Annotated in this window: 3 protein-coding genes; all 3 read left to right on the top strand. The window is 73.6% G+C overall.

Annotation, left to right across the window (positions count from 1 at the left end):
* The first annotated feature begins 78 nt into the window (after positions 1–78).
* Genes ACH4MY_RS05805 through ACH4MY_RS05795 form a run of 3 tightly spaced genes read left to right on the top strand, consistent with a single transcriptional unit; the run spans position 79 to position 20,737 of the window.
* A complete protein-coding gene (locus ACH4MY_RS05805) occupies positions 79–14,892 on the top strand; it encodes an amino acid adenylation domain-containing protein (protein ID WP_397998047.1) in 14,814 nt (4,937 codons plus the stop codon).
* Positions 14,889–19,463: an amino acid adenylation domain-containing protein gene (locus tag ACH4MY_RS05800; protein WP_397998044.1), complete on the top strand. Its 4,575-nt coding sequence runs from the start codon at positions 14,889–14,891 to the stop codon at positions 19,461–19,463. Before ACH4MY_RS05805 ends, ACH4MY_RS05800 begins: the two co-directional genes overlap by 4 nt.
* Positions 19,460–20,737 (top strand): diaminobutyrate--2-oxoglutarate transaminase, encoded by a 1,278-nt coding sequence (locus ACH4MY_RS05795; protein ID WP_397998041.1) that lies wholly within the window; start codon positions 19,460–19,462, stop codon positions 20,735–20,737. The genes ACH4MY_RS05800 and ACH4MY_RS05795 overlap by 4 nt, the downstream gene beginning before the upstream one ends.
* The last annotated feature ends 16 nt before the right edge of the window (positions 20,738–20,753 follow it).

Here is a 20,753-nt window from a genome sequence, read left to right as displayed (position 1 = left end):
CCCACCCCCGCGGTGTGCCCTCAGTGCCACTCGGCGCCGTCCGGGCTCCGAAACTCCACGCCGATGTGAGAACGGTCTATGTACGCAAACAATTCTGTCGTTGATGTCATCCGCCGCAACGTTTCCGAGCGCGGTGTCGACGCAAGCTACGAATTCCTCGCCGACGCCGGTGGTGTCGACACGAAGCTCAGCATGCTCGAGATCGACAGGCGTGCGCGGGCGATAGCCGTCTCCCTTCTGGAGCGGGCGAAGCCGGGCGCGCGGGTCATGCTGCTCTACCCGCCGGGCGAGCACTTCGTCGTGGGCTTCGTGGCCACGCTGTACGCCGGCATGGTCGCGGTCCCGGTCTACCCGCCGGACCCGATGCGCATCGCCCGCACGCTGCCCCGGCTTCGCGCGGTGGTGAAGAGCTCCCACGCCGAGATCGTCCTCACGGACGGCCTGGTGCAGGCGTTCACCCGCGAGCTGTTCGAGCAGCACGCGCCCGAGGTGGCCCGACTCCCCTGGATCGTCACCGAGGAGGCGATGCTGGAGGGCGCCGACGACTGGCGCATGCCGGCCGTCGCCCCCGACTCGGTCGCCCTGCTCCAGTACACGTCCGGCTCCACCGGCACCCCGCGCGGTGTCGTCGTCACCCACGCGAACCTGCTGTCCAACGGCTCCGCGATCGCCGGCGCCTTCGGCCTCGCCGACGGCGACATCGTCGCCTCGTGGCTGCCCTTCTACCACGACATGGGTCTGCTGGGCGGAGTCCTGCAGCCGATGCTGTCCGGCCTGTCCAACGTCCTGATGTCCCCGCTGGAGTTCATGCGCCGGCCGATGCGCTGGCTGGAGGCCATCTCCAGCCGTGGCGCGACCGTCAGCGGCGGCCCGAACTTCGCCTTCGACCTCTGCGTCAACAAGAGCACCCCCGCCGAGCGGGAGGCCCTCGACCTGTCGTCCTGGCGGGTCGCCTTCTGCGGCGCCGAGCCGGTCCGCGACCGCACCCTGGAGCGCTTCGCCGACGCCTTCGCCGTCAGCGGCTTCGACCGGTCCGCGCTGCTGCCCTGCTACGGCCTCGCCGAGGCCACCCTGTTCGTCGCGGGCAGCGGCCGCGGCAACGGCGCGCACAGCATCCGCATCGACCGCCCCGCCCTGGAGCAGGGCCGCGCCGAGGTGCGCGCGGACGGCGACCACCTGGTCTCCTCCGGTCTCGTCGCGGACCGCCACGAACTCACCGTCGTCGACCCGGAGTCCGGCGAGCGCGTCGCGCCCGGCACGGTCGGCGAGCTGTGGGTGCGCGGCAGCTCCGTCGCCTCCGGCTACTGGGAGGACGAGGCCGCGACCGAAGCGACCTTCGGCGCCCGCCTCGCGGACGACCCGAAGCCGTACCTGCGCACCGGCGACCTCGGCTTCGTCCTGGACGAGCAGATCTTCGTCACCGGACGCCTCAAGGAAATGATGGTCGTCCGCGGCCGCAACCTGTACGCGCACGACCTGGAGGAGACCGCCGTCGCGGCCTCGCCGCTGGCCCGCCCCGGCTGCGGCGCGGCGTTCTCGGTGGAGACCGGGGACGGCGAGGAGTGCGTGATCCTGCACGAGGTCGCCGCCGCCACCGTCGAGGAGGAACTCCCCGGGATCGCCGACGCGATCGCCGCGGCCGTCCAGCAGGAGCACGGCATCGCCCTGCACGACGTGGTCCTGCTCGCCGCCCGCAGCCTCGCCAAGACCTCCAGCGGCAAGATCCAGCGCCTGGCCGGCCGCGCGGCGTACACCGCCGGTCAGGTCGAGGGCGAGATCTACCGCCGCTCCACCACCGCCGCCGCCCGGGGCGAGCGGCGCGAGCTCGCGCTGCCCTCGCGCGCCGCACTCCTCCCGCTCGCCCGCGAGGAGCGCGTCGACGCGATCGAGCGCGCCCTGAGCCTGGTCGGCCGGGGCGAGGGCGACGCGCCCGCCACGATGGTCGCCGACCTCGACCTCGACTCGCTGGCCGCGGTCGACCTCGCCTTCCGTATCGAGGAGCAGCTCGGTGTCGTCACCGACCCGGGCCTGCTGCTGCAGCCGACGAGCCTGCGCGAGGTCGCGGTCGCGGTCGAGGAGCGCCTGGAGTCCGCCCCCGAGGCGCCGACCGGGCAGACGTCCGGGCAGCGCGGCGGAGCCGTACCGCTGTCGGCAGGTCAGCAGTCGCTGCTGTTCATGCGGGACCTCGAAGGACCGGACTGCCGGCAGAACGTCTCCGTCGCGGTCCGGCTGTCGGAGCCGGTCGACGCCGCGGTGCTGGCCGCCGCCGTGCGCCACATCGGCACCCGCCACCCCATCCTCACCGCCGGTTTCGGCGTCGACGGCAGCCGGCGCGTGCAGATCGTCGACCCCGCCGTGCCGTTCGAGCTCGACGTCGTCGACCTGACGGGCGAGACGGAGCAGGTGCTCCGGGCCCGCGTCGACGCGTGCGCCCTCGACCCCTTCGGCATCGAGCACGGCGACGTCGCCCGCGCGAAGCTGTTCACCGGGTGCGGCGCACCGGTCCTCGTGCTCGCGCAGCACCACGCCATCACGGACTTCTGGTCGGTGGTGACCCTGCTCGACGAGCTGACCACCGTCTACGGCGACCTGCTGCACGAGCGCGCCCCCGAGCTTCCGGCGGCCGTCGGCTACGAGGAGTTCGTCCGCTGGCAGCAGGACTACGAGCGCTCCCCGCAGTGGCAGGCCGACGAGCGCTACTGGCTGGACCTCCTCGCCGGTGACGTCCAGGCGCCGACGCTCCCCGTACGGGAGGTGCCGCAGCCGGACCAGGGCATCGCGAGCCACCGGGTGACGGTGGACGCCGAACTGCTCGCCGCGCTCGAACGGGCCGCCGGCGAGAGCGACACGACGGTCTTCTCCGTCCTCATGGCGGCCTTCGAGGTCCTCGTCGCCGCGCACAGCGGCGCGCGCGACTTCGTCGTCGGCGCCACCACGGCCGGCCGGCCGCAGGCCCGCTTCCGCAACACCCTCGGCTACTTCGCCAACACCATCCCCGTACGCGCCGAGCCCGGCGCCCACCCGACCGTCGCCGAGCTGATCCGCAGCACCGGACAGCAACTGCGCCGGTCCCTCGGCCACCAGCACTTCCCGGTCAGCCGTCTCGTCGAGCTGCTGCGAGCCCAGGGCAACACCGCGGCCGCGATCAACACGGCGGTCGTCTTCGAGCGCCCGCACAACGCCATCGCCGACGACGTCACCTCGGTCCTCTTCGGCGCGGGCAGCACCGGCGCGGTCCTCGGCGACCTCACCCTGGAGCCGTTCCCGGCCGGTGAGCTGGCCACCCAGTTCGACATCACCCTGCACGCGATCCCCGCCGACGGCGGCCTGCTCGCGCACATGCTGGTCCGCGCGGACCGCTTCGACGAGGCCCTCGCCGGGCAGCTGGGAGAGCAGTTCCTCGAACTGCTCCAGCAGATCGTCGTCCACACCGGGTCCCCGGTCTCCGCGCTGCGTCTGACCGGCGCGACCGAGTCCCTCACCCGGGCCGACGTCCCGGCCCGCACCCTGCCGGGCATCACCTCCGTCCACGAGCTGTTCGAGGCGACGGCCGACCGCACCCCCGACGCGACCGCCCTCGTGGCCGGCGCCGAGGAGCTGACGTACGCCCAGGTGGAAGCCGCGGCGAACCGTCTCGCGCACCGGCTGCGGCAGGACGGCCTGCGTCCCGAGCAGACCGTCGGCCTGTGCCTGGAGCGCTCCCCCGAGCTGATCGTCTCGATGCTCGCGGTCATGAAGTCCGGGGCCGCGTTCGTCCCCCTGGACCCGACGCTGCCGCCGAACCGTCTCGCCGACATGGTCGGCGACGCCCGGTGCGCGCGGATCCTCTGCCACGGCGCCACCGCCGCACTCGCGTCCTCCCTGGGCGAGGCGACCCGCGTCGACGAGGAGTCCGGCGCGGACCTCCCCGAGGACCGTCCCGCGCTCGCCGTCACCGGCGACAACCTCGCGTACGTCATCTTCACCTCGGGCTCGACCGGCCGCCCCAAGGGCGTGCAGATCGAGCACCGCTCGCTCGTCAGCTACCTGCTGTCCTTCCTCGACGCCTTCGACGTCGCCGAGGGCGACCGGGTGCTGCAGTTCGCGCCGCTCACCTTCGACCCCTGCCTGGAGGAGATCTTCTCCGCGTGGACCCGGGGCGCCGCCCTGGTCCTGCGCGACGAGTCGGTGCTCGGTTCGCCCGAGCGGTTCTGGGCCTGGTGCGAGGAGCAGCGGCTCGCCCTCGTCGACATCCCCACGGCCTTCTTCCACGTCCTCGTCACCGCCCTGGAGTCCGGGGTTCGGGTGCCGCCGGCACTGCGCTCGATCCTCATCGGCGGCGAGGCCGCGCACCCCGACAAGCTCGCTCAGTGGTTCGCCGCCGACCGCGCCCACGTCGAGCTCTACAACCGCTGGGGCACCACCGAGACCACGGTGTGCTCGACCGTCGCCCACCTCGGCCCGGAGTCGGGTCAGGTCTCCCGCGCCCGGGACGTGTCCATCGGCGCCGACATGACCGACGCGGTGATCCACGTCCTCGACGCCGAGCTGCGGCCCGTCGCCGACGGCGTCGTCGGCGAGGCGTACATCGGCGGCATCGGTGTCGGACGCGGCTACGCCTCCGAGCCCCGCAAGACCGCCGAGCGCTTCGTCCCGGACCCGTTCGCGACCGAGCCGGGCCGCCGTCTGTACGGCACCGGCGACCTGGTGCGCCGCGCCGCCGACGGCGAACTGCGCTACGTCGGCCGCGCCGACCAGCAGGTCAAGGTACGCGGCTACCGCATCGAGCTCGGCGAGGTCGACGTGGTGCTGCGGCGTCACCCCGAGGTCGCCGAAGCGGCCGTGGTCGCCACCCGCGGCGCGGGCGAGACCGAGCTGATCGCCGCCGTCACCGGCGCGGGTGTGAGCACCGACGGGCTGCGTGACTGGCTCAACCGCGAGCTGCCCGGCTACATGGTCCCGAGCCGCCTCCTCGTCCTGGACGCCATCCCGCTCACCTCGAACGGCAAGGTGGACGCGCACGCCCTGCGCGAGCTGGCCCTCGACGTGTCCCGCTCGGCCGGGGCGGCGGACATGTCGCCGCTGGAGAGCAGGCTCGCCGCCCTCTGGTGCGCGGTGCTCGAAGTCGCCGGCGTCGGTCCCGACGAGGACTTCTTCGCGCTCGGCGGCCACTCGCTGCGCGCCGCCGACCTGAACACCCGGGTGCGCCGGGAGTTCGGCGTCCAGCCGCCGCTGCGGATGTTCTTCGAATCCGTCACCATCCGCGCCCAGGCGGCGCGGATCGCCGAACTGGCCGCCGCCGCGCCGGCCGAGGCCGAGGCGCCCGCCGCGCCCGCCCCGGTCGACCCCGCCCTCTCGCTCGGCCAGCGCCGGCTGTGGTTCCTGGAGAAGTTCGCGCCGGGCTCCCGCGCCTACGTCGTCCCGGGTGTGCTCCGCCTGTACGGCGAGCTCGACCGGACCGTCCTGCGCGGCGCGCTCGACGCGATCGTCGAACGCCACCCCGCGCTCCGTACCGGCTTCAAGGACGAGGGCGGCCGCCCCGTGCCCTTCGTGCACACCGGCCCGACCTGTCCCTTCGAGGTCCTCGACCGGACCGGGGTCGCGCCCGCACAGCGCGAGGCGGAACTCGCCGGACTCGTCGACGGCCACGCCCGGCAGCTGTTCCGGCTGGACGAGCCGCCGCTGATGCGCGCCGCCCTGGTGGAGTTCGGGCCCGACGAGCACGCCCTGCTCCTGGCCTTCCACCACATCGTCTCCGACGGCCGCTCGATGGAGATCATCGCCGGTGAGCTGGCCGAGCTGTACGCGCAGGGCGCCGGCACCGGTGCCGAACCGCCGGCGGTCCTCCACGACTACGCCCGGTGGGCCGTCGACGAGGGCGTCCGCCTCGACTCGGCGGAGGGCCGGCAGGGCCTGGAGTTCTGGGCCGAGCACCTCAGCGGTGCCCCGCTCGCCCTCGACCTGCCCTTCGACCGGTCCCGGCCGGCCGTGCAGAGCTTCGACGGCGCACGCGTACCGCTGACGCTGGGCCAGGCCGACTCGGACCTGCTGCGCTCGCTCGCCCGGGACCGGCAGGCGACCGTCTTCATGACGCTGGCCGCGTGCATGTCCTCGACCCTGGCCCGGCTGACCGGCCAGGAGCGGGTGGTCATCGGCGTGCCCGACGCCAACCGTCCGGGCGACGGCGCGTACGACGACGTCGTCGGCTTCTTCGTGAACACCGTCCCGCTCTGCTTCGACGTGCCGGCCGGCGCCACCGGCCGCGAGCTCGTCGACCGCGCACGGGCCACCACGCTGGAGACGATGCCGTTCAAGTGGGTTCCGTTCTCCGCGATCGTGGAGGCGAGCGGCCAGGACCGCGATCCGAGCCGCAGCCCGCTCTTCCAGGCGATCCTCGACGTCCGCGCCGGCGCGCTGCCCACGCCGGCCCTGCCCGGCCTGCGGGTCGAGACGGCACCGGCGTACACCGGCACCGCCAAGACCGACCTGACCTTCGAGATCACCGACGACGGCGGCCCGCTGACGGGCTGGCTGGAGTTCAACTCGGACCTGTTCCGGCCCGAGACCGCGCAGCTCATCGCCCGCCTGTTCGGCGAGACGGCCCGCGCGATGGCACAGCGGCCCGACGACCGCGTCGAGACCCCCTCGGCGGCGGCCACCCTCGACCGCTGGCCGGCCGTGGCGGTCGAGCGCGGGCCCGACACCTTCTGGGCGCGGTTCGAGCGGATCGCCGCCGCCCACACCGACACGATCGCCCTGGAGAGCGCCGACAGCGCGCTCACCTACGGCGAGCTGCGCACCCGCGTGGACCAGGTCGCCCAGGTCATCGCCCGGCGCTTCGAGGTACGCCCCGGCGACGTCGTCGCCGTCTCGGTCGAGCCGTCCGTCGAGGCGGTCGTCGCCGTCCTCGCCGCGCAGCGCTGCGGAGCGGCGTACCTGCCGATCGACCCCGCCTACCCGGCCGAGCGCAAGGACTTCATGCTGGCCGACTCGGGGGCGCGCGGTCTGGTGACCCGCGAGCTCGTCGAGGAGGCGCTCCGCGAGACCCCCGCCGAGAGCGTGGCGCTGCCGCAGGCCGAGCCGGACGCGCCCGCGTACCTGCTCTACACCTCGGGCTCCACCGGCCGCCCCAAGGGCGTCCTGGTCTCCCACCGCTCGCTCGCCAACCTCACGGCGGCCCAGGCGGGTGTCTTCGGGATCGACGCCGGCTCGCGCATGCTCCAGTTCGCCAGCCTGAGCTTCGACGCCTCCGTCTGGGAGATCTTCTCCACGCTCGCCGCGGGCGGCACCCTGTGCGTCGTCGAACGTGAGCACGCCCTGGTCGGCGAGGCCCTCGCCGACGTCCTCGCCGAGCGTGCCATCAGCGTCTGCCTGCTGCCGCCGTCGGTGATCGCCTCCCTGCCCGTCCGCGAACTGCCGGAGCTCCGCACCCTGGTGTCGGGCGGTGAGGCCCTGCGGGCCGAGCTGGTCGAGCAGTGGCAGCCGGGCCGGCGCTTCGTCAACGCGTACGGCCCCACCGAGTGCACCGTCGTCATCACGGCCGCCGACTGCGCGCCGGGGCGGCCCGCCTCGCTGGGCGCGGTCCTGCCGGGCGGGACGGCGTACGTCCTGGACGGGGAGCTGCGACCCGTGGTCGCCGGCGCGGTCGGCGAGCTGTACGTCGGCGGCGCGGGCCTGGCCCTCGGCTACCACGGCCGGGCCGCGCTGACCGCCGGGCACTTCCTGCCCGACCCGTTCTCCGCCGTCCCCGGCGCCCGCATGTACCGCACGGGCGACCTCGTCCGGCTCCGCGCCGACGGGACCCTGGACTACTGCGGCCGTCGCGACAGCCAGATCAAGCTGCGCGGCTACCGCATCGAGCCGGCCGAGATCGAGTCGGTGCTGCTCGCCCAGGCCGGGGTGACGCTGGCCGTGGTCAAGGGCCTCGACGGGGTCCTGGTGGCCCACGTCGAGTCCGCCGACCCGGAGCTGACCCCGCAGGAGCTGGCGAAGCGGTGCGCGGCCGAGCTGCCCCCGCACATGGTGCCCGCCGCGTTCGTGGTCCGCGGGGAGCTCCCCCGCCTGCCCGGCGGCAAGATCGACCCGAGCCGTCTCGGCCGCCCGCGCCGCGCCGACTTCGCGCACGCCGACTTCGCCGAGCCGGAGACGGAGACCGAGCGGACCGTCGGCCGTGTCTGGGCGCAGGTGCTCGACGTCGACATGGTCGGCGCCGGTGACGACTTCTTCACCGTCGGCGGCCACTCCCTGCTCGCGACCGTGATCACCTCGCAGGTGAGCGAGGAGCTCGGCAAGGAGATCCCGCTGCGGGCCCTCTTCGAGGCGCCCGTGCTCCGGGACTACGCCGCGCTGTGCGACACCGCGGCCGCCCGGGACACCTCCGGCGGGCTCGCGTCCCACGCCGCCACCGGGAACGACGCACCGCTCTCGGTGATGCAGGAACGACTGTGGCTCCTGGAGGAGATCGAGAACGGCTCCGGCCAGAACGCCTACACCGGGCGGTACCACCTGGCCGGCGCGATCCGGCTCACCGGCGACCTCGACGAGGCCGCCCTCCAGCGGGCCGTCACCCGCCTGGTGGACCGCCACAGCACGCTGCGCACGGTGGTCGCCCACCACGAGGGCGTTCTGACGCAGGCCGTCCTGGCCGGCGCGGACGTCACGCTGTCACGCACCGAGCTCCTCGGTGTGACCGCCGAGGAGCGCGTCTCCGAGGCCCTCGCCCTCGTGGCGCGCGAGGCGGCGCAGCCGATGGACCTGGCCGGCGGCCCGCTGCTGCGGGTCCGGCTGCTCGAACTCGGCCGCGACGACGCGGTGCTCGTGCTGACCCTGCACCACATCGTCGGCGACGGCTGGTCGATGGAGATCCTCAAGCGGGACCTCACGCACTTCTACGCGGAGGAGACCGGCCACGAGCCGAGCACCCCGCTGCCCCCGCTCCAGGTCACCTACGAGCAGTTCTCCCGCTGGCAGCGCCACCAGCTGGACTCCGGCGCGCTCGACGCCTCCGTCGGGTACTGGTGCGAGCAGCTCGACGCGCTGCCCTCGCTGACCCTCCCGATCGCCCGCGGCGGCTCCGCCCCGGCGGACGACGATCGGGGCCACCGGGTGCGGGCGACCGTCACACCGGAGCTGCGCGAGGCGATGGAGCGCCTCGCCGCCGGGTCCGGGGCGACCCTGTTCATGGTGCTCGCCGCCACCCTCCAGCTCACCCTGGGACGGCTGGCCGGCCAGCGCGACTTCGCGATCGGCGTGCCCATCGCGGGCCGCCGCCACCGCGAGGTCGAGGACCTGATCGGCTTCTTCATCAACTCGCTGGTGCTGCGCGCCGACCTGTCCGGCGACCCGACCTTCGCCGAGCTGCTCGGCCGGGTCCGTACGACCACCCTCGACGCGTACGAGCACCAGGACGTCCCGTTCGAGACGCTGGTCGGCAAGCTGGCCCCCGAGCGCGACCTGTCCACCACGCCGCTGTTCCAGGTCTACCTGAACCTGCTCAACATCCCGCCGCGCCCGTCCGAGCTTCCGGGCATCGAGGTCGACACCTTCGCCGTCCCCGACCTCGGCGCGAAGTTCGACCTCACCTTCTACGTCGACCCCGCGCAGCCGGGCCTCTCGCTGGACCTCATGTACGCCGGCGAGAAGTTCGACGAGGCGACGATGGGCGAGCTGCTCGCCCAGTGGATCAGGGTGATCGAGCAGGCCGTCGCCGACAGCGACAGCCCGATCGACGCGCTGCGCCTCGACACGCCGATGGCGCGCCGCGAGCTGCCCGACCCGACCGCACCGCTGGACACCACCTGGTACGGCTCGGTGGTCGAGCAGTTCGAGCGGCGGGCCGCCCGTGAGCCGCGACGGATCGCGATCAGCGAGCCCGGCCAGGAACTCACCTACGGAGACCTGGCCGAGGCGACGGCGGCCATGTCGGGCCTGCTGACCCGGCAGGGCGTCGCCAAGGGCGATGTGGTCGCCATCTACGGCGAGCGCAGTGCCTCGCTGGTCTGGGCGATCCTGTCCGTGATGCGCGCCGGTGCCTCCTTCGCCATCCTCGACCCGAGCTACCCGGCCGACCGCATCGCCGACTGCCTGGCGGTGGCCCGCCCGAGCGCCTTCCTCCAGCTGGAGGGCGCCGGAGCGGTGCCGCTCGCGGTGGACACCGCGCTCCAGGCGTTCGCCCCGCGCTGCCGCTTCGAGCTGCCGGCCCGCCTGGAGGCCGCCCGGCACATGGTGCCGCAGGGCACCGAGCCGGCCCCGGCCGTCCCGGTCGGCCCGCGGGACTGCGCGTACATCGCGTTCACCTCGGGTTCCACCGGCAAGCCGAAGGGCATCCGGGGCGCGCACGGGTCCCTGACCCACTTCGTGCCCTGGATGGTGGAGACCTTCGGGCTCCGTGAGACCGACCGCTACAGCCTGCTCTCCGGCATCAGCCACGACCCGCTGCACCGCGAGGTGTTCACGCCGCTGGTCACGGGCGCCACGATCTGCGTGCCCGACCGCCTCGACGTCGAGACCCCGGGCCGGCTGGCCCAGTGGTTCCGTACGGCCCAGGTCTCGGTCAGCCACATGACGCCTCCGATGGCGCGGCTCTTCGACCAGCTGTCGGTCGCCCCGGGCACGCTGCCGCTCCTGGAGCGGGTGTTCTTCCTCGGCGACACGCTGACCAGCCGTGACGTGCGGGCCATCACCCGCATGGCGGGCTCGGCGACCTGCGTCAACCTGTACGGCTCGACCGAGACGCAGCGCGCGGTCGGCCACTACGTGGTCCCCGCGGACCACGGCGTCGCCGAGACCGACCCGGGCGTCACCTATCCGCTCGGCCACGGCATGAAGGACGTCCAGCTCCTCGTACTCAACGAGGCGGGCCGCCAGGCCGGCGTCGGCGAGCCGGGCGAGATCGTCATCCGCTCCCCGCACCTCTCGCTGGGCTACGCCCACGACGAGACGCTGACCGCCGCCAAGTTCGTGCGCAACCCGTTCGGTGACTCCGACGACGACCGCATGTACCGCACCGGCGACCTCGGCCGCCATCTGCCCGACGGCTCCGTCACCCCGCTCGGCCGCGCCGACAACCAGGTCAAGATCCGCGGCTACCGTGTCGAGACCGACGAGGTGCAGCACGTGATCTGCGCCGCCCCGGACGTCCAGGACGCCCTGGTCATGGCGCGGCCCGACGCGAGCGGCGAGAACGCGCTGGTCGCGTACGTGGTGTCGCGGCCCGGCACCAAGGCGGTCGCCAACGAGGTGAAGGCATTCGTCCGCAAGGCGCTGCCGGACTACATGGTCCCGGCGTTCGTCGTCGCGCTCGACGCCTTCCCGCTGACCCCCAACCGCAAGATCGACCGGGCGGCGCTCCCCGAGCCCTCCTCGGTGACCGGCGTCCACGAGGACGGACCGCGCACGCCGCTGACGCCCACCGAGGAACTGGTGGCCGGCCTGTGGCAGGACGTGCTCGGCGCCCACCAGGTGGGCCCCGAGGACAACTTCTTCAACCTCGGCGGGCACTCGCTGATGGCGACCCAGGTCGTGTCCCGGATCCGCCGGGTCTTCGGCTGCGAGATCGCGCTGCGCACCCTGTTCGAGAAGCAGACCGTGCGGGACCTCGCCGCCCACATCGACGGCGTCGCCGGCGGCACCGCCGTCGCCGCACCGATCGTCGCCCTGCCCCGGACCGGCTCCCTGCCCGCCTCGTACGGCCAGGAACGCCTGTGGGTCCTCGACCAGCTGGAGGGCGACACCGGCGCCTACAACAGCCCGACGGTCGTGCGGATGCGCGGCCCGCTGGACACCGAGGCGCTGGCCGCCACCCTGGACGACCTGGTCGCACGGCACGAGGTGCTGCGCACCCGGATCGTCATGGACGACGGGCGGGTCGGCCAGATCGTCGAGCCGGCCGACCAGGTCACCATGCCGTTCACGGTCGTCGACCTGAGCGACGAGGCGGAGGACGACGCCGAGCAGCGCATGTGGCAGCTCGTCGACGAGGCCGCCCGGCACCGCTTCGACCTGGCCCAGGCGCCGCTGGAGCAGGCCACCCTGATCAGGCTCTCCGACGAGGACCACGTCTTCGTCCTCACCGTGCACCACGTCGTCGCCGACGGCTGGGGCCTGCAGATCGTGGTCCGCGACTTCGCGGCCCTGTACCAGGCACGACGCCAGGGAACGGCCTCGCCGCTCCCCGAGCTGGAGGTGCAGTACGCCGACTGGTCGAGCTGGCAGCGCGACCGGGTCGAGGGCGGCGACTACCAGGGGCAGCTGGACTTCTGGTGCGAGACGCTGTCCGCGCCGGCGTCCGTGCTCGAGTTCCCCGCCCAGCGGCCGAGGCCCGCGGCGATGACCAACCGCGGCCTGACGGTCCGCCGGATCCTCGACGCCGAACTGGTCAACGGGGTCCGGCACGTGGGCCGCGAGCACAACGCGACCCTGTTCATGACCCTCCTCGCGGCCTTCAACGCCCAGCTGCACCGCTACAGCGGCGCCGCGGACATCGCGGTCGCCACCCCGGTGGGCACGCGCTCGGTCGAGATCGAGGACGTGGTCGGGTTCTTCGTGAACACGATCGTCTTCCGCAACAAGCTCTCCGCGGAGGAGTCCTTCACCGAGCTGCTCGAACGCGTCCGTGCGACGACCCTGGCGGCCTACGCCAACCAGGACGTCCCCTTCGACCGGGTCGTGGACGCGCTCCAGCCGCACCGCGACCTGAGCATGAGCCCGCTCTTCCAGGTCATGTTCACCCTGCACAACGCGCCCTACTCGGAGATCGACCTCGGCGACCTCAGGCTGGAGCGGCTGCACGCCCCGGCCGGCACCGCCAAGTTCGACCTCAGCCTCGACCTGGCCGAGGAGAAGGACGGCCTGCACGCGACCCTGGAACTCAACGCCGACCTGTTCGACGCCGAGACCGGCGAGCAGCTCCTCGACCACTTCGAGGCCCTGCTCGGCAGCATCACCGCCACCCCGACGCGGCCCGTGGCCGACCTGGAACTGCGCTCGGCCGCCGAGGCCGCGGCCCAGGACGCCCTGAGCGCCGGACCGGCCGCCCTCACACCGAGGACCACCGCCGAGTCGCTCGAACACTGGGCACGGCACACCCCGGACGCCCCCGCCGTCATCGACGGCGACACCGTCTGGACCTACCGGGAACTGCGGGACCGCGTCGCGGCGCTCGCCGAGCGGCTGACCGCGGCGGCCACCGGCCCCGAGCCGGCCGTGGTGGTCTGCGCCGACCGCTCCGCCCGGCACATCGCCGCCGCCCTCGCCTGCGGCGTGGCCGGCGCCACGTACGTGCCGGTCTCCCCGGCCGTACCGGACCGGCGGATCGCCACGATCCTCGACCGGCTCGGCGAGGTCGTCGCGGTCACCGACGACGAGCGGGCGGACCGATTCGCCGCCCTGCTCGGCGACGGCACGGCGCGCGGCAGCCACCTCGTCCTCGACGACTCCGCCGCCGCGGACCGTCCGCTCGACGCCGCCGGTGCGCACCCGTCCCGGCGCGCGTACGTCATCTTCACCTCCGGTACGACCGGTGAGCCCAAGGGCGTGGAGATCGAACAGGCCGGGCTCCTGGGCCACCTCGAACTGATGGCCCACGACCTGGAGCTGTCGGCGGGCGACGTCGTCGCCCAGACCGCCTCGCAGTCCTTCGACATCTCCGTCTGGCAGATGCTCGTCGCGGTGACGCGCGGTGCGACCACGGTGGTCAGCCCCGACGCCACCAGCCGGGACGCCGAGGCGCTGCTCGCCCTCGTCCGGGAGCGCGGTGTCACCGTGCTCCAGCTGGTGCCCGGCATGATCAGGGCGCTGCTCGACCACGCGTCGGGCGGCGACCTGGCGAGCCTCAGGTTCCTGATCGCCACGGGCGAGGCGCTGCCGCCGGACCTCGCGGCGGACTGGCTGCGCCGCTTCCCCGGGATCCCGATGGTCAACGCCTACGGCCCCGCGGAGTGCTCGGACGACACCCACCTCGCGGTGCTGTCCACCCCGCCGCCGCTGGACCGCCCGGTCCCGCTCGGCAGCCCCGTCGCCGGCGTGATCTCGTACGTCCTCGACGCGCAGGGACGGCGTGTGCCGTTCGGCGTGCCGGGTGAGCTCGCCATCGGCGGCCCGGTGGTCGGCCGCGGCTACCTCGGCGACCCGAAGGCCACCGCGGACCGCTTCGTCCCCGACCCGTACACGACGGTCGCCGGCGCCCGGCTCTACCGCACCGGCGACCGGGTGAGGCTGCACGCCGACGGCCGGCTCGAGTTCCTCGGCCGCCTCGACGACCAGCTGAAGATCCGCGGCTTCCGCATCGAGGCCGGCGAGGTCGAGACGGCGCTGTGCGAGCTGCCGGCCGTACGGGAGGCGGCGGTCGTCCTGCGCGACTGCGACGGCGAACCCACCCTGGTCGCCTGCGTGGTCGGCACCGAGCACGACCCGGCCGTCCTGGCCGCCGCGCTCGGCACCCGCCTGCCGCGCTACATGGTCCCCACCGGCTACGTCTTCGCCGACCGGCTGCCGCGCAACGCCAACGGCAAGGTGGACCGGGCCGCGCTCCAGCGCGACGACGTCACCGTCGAGCGGGTCCGGCAGCGCTTCGAGGCGCTGTCCGGCCCCACGGAGCGGCTCGTGGCCTCGGTCTTCGAGGAGCTGCTCGGCACCCCGGCGGTCGGCGCGCTGGACGACTTCTTCACCCTGGGCGGCCACTCGCTGCTCGCCACCCGTCTGGTGGCCGAACTGGCCGCGCAGACCGACATCGAACTGCCGCTGCGCATCGTCTTCGAACAGCCCACCGTGCGCGGTGTCGCCGAGGCCCTGGAGGAGTTCCAGATGGCCGGGCTGAGCGAGGCCGAGCTCCTCGAACTCGAGGTGCTGCTCGACGGTGTCACCGACGACCAGGCACGCGAGCTCCTCGCGGCCGGCGAGGAGAGGGACGCATGACCGTGGAAGCGACCGCCACCGGGCGGGAGACCTATGAGGGCCTGTCCGCGGCCAAGCGAGAGCTGATGGCCCAGCTCCTGCTGGCCCGCGGCAGGCAGCGGGCGGCGGCGCGCACCATCCGGCGCCGCGACCCCGCGAAGCCCGGCCTGCTCTCCCGGGGGCAGGAGCAGCTGTGGGTGGCCGAGTCCCTCGCGGACGGCCGGCCCCTGTACAACGTGCCGTACGGCGTGCGGCTGCGCGGTGCGCTCGACATCGCCGCGCTGCGCGCCGCGCTCGACGGGCTCGTCGCCCGGCACTCGGTCCTGCGCACCGTCTACCGGCAGCTGCCGGACGGCGGCCTCGAACAGGTCGTGCGGGAGGCCGAGCCGGTGCCGCTGCCGGTCGAGGAGACCGCAGGCGAGGAGGCCGCGATGGCCGCCGCGCAGCGCGAGGCGGCGCGGCCGATCGACCTGGCCGCCGGGCCCGTGATGCACGGCCGGCTGTTCAGGATCGCCGCCGACGACCACCTGCTCGCGCTGGTCGTGCACCACATCGCGACCGACGCCTGGTCGGTGGGCGTCCTCCTGGAGGACCTCGCGGAGCTGTACGACGCGGCCCGGGAGGGCCGCTCGCCCCGGCTGCCCGAGCTCGGCATCGACTACGCCGACGCGGCCGTGCACGAGCGGGCCCAGGAGCCCGAGGACTACAACTGGCTGGTCGCGCAGTGGCGCGAGCAGCTGGCCTGGGCCCAGCCGCTCGGCCTCGCGGCGAGCGGCGACCGGGGAACGGCCCGCACCGGGCGGCGCATCCGCTGCCAGTGGGACGGGCAGTTCGGCCGCGAGCTCCAGCGCACCGCCGAGGCACACCGCACGACCGTGTTCAACGTGATGCTCAGCGCGTTCGCGGTGCTCCTGCACCGGTACACGGGCACCTCCCGGTTCGCCATCGGCACGGTCATGGCCAACCGGAACCGGCAGACCGAGCGACTGGTCGGCTACTTCGCGAACACCGTTCCCGTGGTCGCCGACCTGTCCGCCGGGGCCGGCAGCCTGGGCGACGTGCTCGCCGGGATCAGCCGCGAGTCGCTGTGGGCGCGCGAGCACCAGATCCCCTTCGACGTGCTGGTCGACAAGGTCGCGCCGCAGCGGACCCTGGCCGAGAGCCCGCTCTTCGAGGCCATGTTCGTCTTCAACAACGGCCCCGGCCACGAGATGCGGCTGCGCGATCTGTCGCTGACCCCGACCCATCTGCACTCCGGCACCGCGAAGTTCCCGCTGGACCTGTCCTGCGCGGTGACGGACGACGAGGTCATGGTGTCGCTGGAGTTCGACGAGTCGGTCATCGACACCGACGCCGCCGAACGCCTGCTCGGCCACTACCGGCGGCTGCTCACCGGACTGTGCGAGACCCCGGACGTCCACGTCGACAACGCGGACCTGCTGACCCCGGCCGAGTGGGAGCTCGTCGTCGGGGAGTGGAACCGCACGGGTGAGGCGTACCCCGAGGACGCCACCGCGCACGGCCTGTTCGAGCAGTGGGCGGACGTGGATCCGGACGCCGCCGCCGTGGTCTGCGGCGACGAGGCGGTCGACTACGCCGAACTCGACGCCCGCGCCAACCGCCTCGCCCACCTGCTCATCGAGCGGGGCGCCGGCCGCCACGAGCGCGTCGGCGTCTGCCTGGAGCGCGGCATCGACCTGGTCGTCACCCAGCTCGCCATCGCCAAGGCCGGCGCGGGCTATGTGCCACTCGACCCGGGCTACCCGGCCGAGCGTCTCCAGTGGATGCTGGCGGACTCCGGCGCCCGCCTGGTCGTCACCCGTGACGACCGGCTCGCCGGCGACGGCGTCACGGCCGTCGACCCGGCGTCCGCCGGGGACTTCCCCGCGACCCGGCCGGAGCGCGAGGTCCGCCCGGACGACCTGCTGTACCTGATCTACACCTCGGGCTCGACCGGTCTGCCCAAGGGCGTGCTGCTCGACCACCGGGGCCGCGTCAACAACTTCACCGACTTCAACCGGCGCTTCCTGGTCGGTCCCGGCGACAAGGTCTTCGGCGTCTCGGCGCTGGCCTTCGACATGAGCGCGTACGACGTGTTCGGCACGCTGATGGCCGGTGCGACCGTGGTCTTCCCGGCGCCCGAGGACGAGCGCTCGCCGCACCGCTGGATCGAGACGATCGAGCGCGAGTCCGTCACCGTGTGGCACTCGGTCCCCGCGCTGTTCGGTCTGCTCGTCGAGGAGGCCGAGGTGCGCGGCGGCGAGCGGCTGCCGATCCGGCTGGTGCTGCTCGGCGGCGACTGGATCCCGCTGGCCCTGCCGCAGCGCGGTGCGGCCCAGCTCGCCGAGTCGGCGCAGCTGGTCAGCATGGGCGGCGCCACCGAGGTCTCCATGGACTCGACGATCCACCTGATCGGCGAGGTCCTGCCGGAGCAGCGCAGCATCCCGTACGGCGTCCCGATGGCGAACCAGACCTCGTACGTCCTCGACGCCTCGCTGTCCCCGCTGCCCGTCGGCGTCCCCGGCGAGCTGTACCTCGGCGGTGTCGGGGTCGGCTGGGGCTACCACAACCGGGCCCGACTGACCGGCGAGAAGTTCCTGCCGGACCCGTTCGGCCCGCTGCCCGGGGCGCGGATGTACCGCACGGGCGACCGGGCCCGCTGGATGCCGGACGGCAACCTGGAGCTGCTCGGCCGCATCGACTTCCAGATCAAGATCAACGGCTACCGGGTGGAGACCGGTGAGATCGAGGCAGCCCTGCGGGACGTCATCGGCGGCGGTTCCTGCCTGGTGGCGGCGCACGGCCCGCGCGACGGCGCGAAGACGCTCGTGGCGTACCTGGTGGCGCCGCCCGGCGGGGAGATCCCCGAGGACGCCGAGCTCAAGCGCCGGCTGGCGGCGCAGTTGCCCCAGCACATGGTGCCCGCCTCGTTCGTCCGCATGGACGCCTTCCCGCTGACCCACAACGGCAAGGTCAACCGCCGCGAGCTGCCGGCGCCCACGGTCGCCGCCGTCACCGGGCGGGCCGCGGGCACCGACACCGAGCGGGCCCTGGTGGAGCTGTGGCGCGAGGCGCTCGGCCGCGACGACGTCCCGGTCGACATCGGCTTCTTCGCCCTGGGCGGCAACTCCATCGCCGTGATCCGCATGGTCAGCGCGGCCCGCCGCGTGGGCCTGGAGATGACCCCGCGCATGGTGTTCGCCCACCAGACGATCGAGTCGCTCGCGAAGGCGATCGACGAGCGGGAGGCCGCCCCGGTCGCCGAGTCCGTCCGGCCCCGCCCCGCCGGGCCGACGGTGACGACCGGTCAGCAGCACATGCTGGACGTCCTGGAGACCGACTGGGTGCCCGGCCTGTACCAGATGCAGTCCACCACCGAGCTGCCCTTCGAGATCGACCCGGACGGCTTCCGGGCCGCCTGGCAGGCGCTCGGCGACCGCCACCCCGCCCTGCGCACCGGCTTCCGGCGCGACGGCGACGGCGCCTGGACCCCGGTCGTCGCGGCCGAGCTCGCCCCGGTGATCGAGGTCCTCGACTGGAGCGACCGCGCGCCGGACACGGTCGCGGACGAGCTGATCGCCCTCCTGGAGGCCGAGCGGGCCACGCCCTTCGACGTCTCCGAGCCGCCCCTGTGGCGGGTGTGGCTGGTGCGCGGCCGGTCCACCTGGTGGCTGGGCCAGATCCAGAGCTATCTGCTGGCCGACGGCTGGTCGAACCTGGTGCTGCTCGACGAACTCCTCGCGCTCTACGTCGCCGCCCTCGAAGGACGGGACGCCGGCCTCCCGCCGGCCCCCGAGCTCGACGCCGAGCACACCGACCCGGAGGCGGACACCGCCTTCTGGCGGGACCAGCTCGCCGGGGCCCTCCCGTCCCGGCTGGCGGCGCGGCCGGGCCTCCTCGGCCCGTCCCGCTTCGCCAGGGTGTCGGGCCGGCTCGACCCGGCGGTCGCCGAGGCGCTGCGCGAGCGGGCCGCCGAGCACGGGCACACCTTCTCCACCCTGGCCTGCGCCGGCTGGTCGCTCCTCGCGGCCTCGCGTCTGGAGCGCGCCGACGTCACGGTCGGTGTGGTCTCGGCGGGCCGCGACCGGGCCGTCGACGGTCTGGAGCGCGCGGTCGGCCTGTTCATCGCCGCTCTGCCCGTACGGGTGGAGGTCGACCGGGAAGAGAGCCTGACCGCCCTGTTCGACCGCTTCCAGCTGGCCCGCGTCGAGGGCGCCGAGCACACCTCGGTCCCCACCGGCACGCTCCAGCGGATGGGGGCCGGCGAAGGACCGCTGTTCGACTCGGTCGTCGTCGTCGCCAACTACCCGGTCTCCTCGGCGCTGCGCGCCCAGCAGGCCGCGAGCGTCCACGAGGGCGCCGAGAGCGACGGCACCCGCAACCAGACCGAGTACGCGCTCCGCCTCGACGTCACCGACGACGCCGAACCCCGTATCGCCCTGTCGTACTACGGCGACCGCGTCGCCGACACCGACGCCCGGCAGCTGCTCGACGACTACCTCGCGCTGCTCGCCTCCGTCGCCCGTACACCTGCCGCCACCGTCGGCCAGGTGCTCCCGCTCTCCCCCCACCCGATAGGAGAATCCCGATGACGGTCATGGCAGATCTCGCCACTTCCACCCAGGTGTTCGAGACCCGAGAGTCCGCCGTCCGGTCGTACTGCCGGGCGTTCCCCATCCTGCTCAGCTCGGCACACGGCACCACGCTGGTCGCCGAGGACGGCACGGAGTACGTCGACTTCTTCTCCGGCGCCGGCGCCCTCAACTACGGCCACAACCACGACCACATCAAGCGCCAGGTCCTCGCCTACCTCCAGGGCGACGGGCTGCTGCACGCCCTGGACTTCCACACGGCGGCCAAGCGCGAGTTCCTGGACCGCTTCGGCCGGGAGATCCTGGAGCCGCGCGGACTGCACCACCGCGTCCAGTTCTGCGGCTCCACCGGCACCGACGCCGTCGAGGCCGCGCTGAAGCTGGCCCGCAAGCACACCGGCCGCTCCCAGGTGATCGCCTTCTCCGGCGCGTACCACGGCGTCAGCCGGGGCAGCCTCGCGGCGACGGCGGACAACTCGCTGCGCAAGGTGGCCGGTACGGCCCTCGGCGAGGTCACGCACCTGCCGTTCCCGGTCGGTCCGCGCGGCCACTTCCCGACCATCGACCTCCTCGAGCAGTTCCTGAGCGACGACCTGTCCGGCGTCGACGTGCCCGCCGCGGTGATCCTCGAGGTCGTCCAGATGGAGGGCGGCGTCTACCGCATCCCCGACGAGGACCTGCGACGCCTGCGCGAGCTCTGCGACCGGCACGGCATCGTGCTGATCGCCGACGAGATCCAGGCCGGCTGCGGCCGCACCGGCGGCTTCTTCTCCTTCGAGCAGGCCGGGGTCGTCCCCGACCTCATCACCGTCTCGAAGTCGATCGGCGGCCTGGGCCTGCCGATGTCGATCCTCCTCATCCGCGAGGGCCTCGACTCCTGGCAGGCCGGCGACCACCCGGGCACCTTCCGCGGCAACCAGCTGGCGTTCGTCGCCGCCTGCGCCGCCCTCGACCTGTGGCGGAGCGAGGCGTTCCTGGACCAGGCCCGGCAGGGCGCCGAACTGCTCCGCTCCTTCTGGGAGAGCCACCCGCTGTCCGGCGTCGAGGTGCGCAGCGAGGGCCACGCGATCGGCATCGACCTGACGCACGCCGGCGGCCGCCGGGTCGCCGACGAGGTCGTCGCCTGGTGCTTCGAGCGCGGCCTGATCGTCGAGTCCACCGGCCGCGACAAGGCCGTCCTCAAGCTGCTGCCCGCTCTGACCATGGAACTCGACGTGCTCCGGTACGGCTGCGAGCTGATCCACGAGGGCCTGCGCACGGCGCTCTCCCACTGACGCGGCCCGCAGTCCC

This window comes from Streptomyces sp. NPDC017246 (assembly GCF_044331325.1).
Classification (GTDB): Bacteria; Actinomycetota; Actinomycetes; order Streptomycetales; family Streptomycetaceae; genus Streptomyces.
The sequence above is the reverse complement of the archived record's forward strand: the minus strand, read 5'-3'. Positions and strand labels throughout refer to the sequence as shown.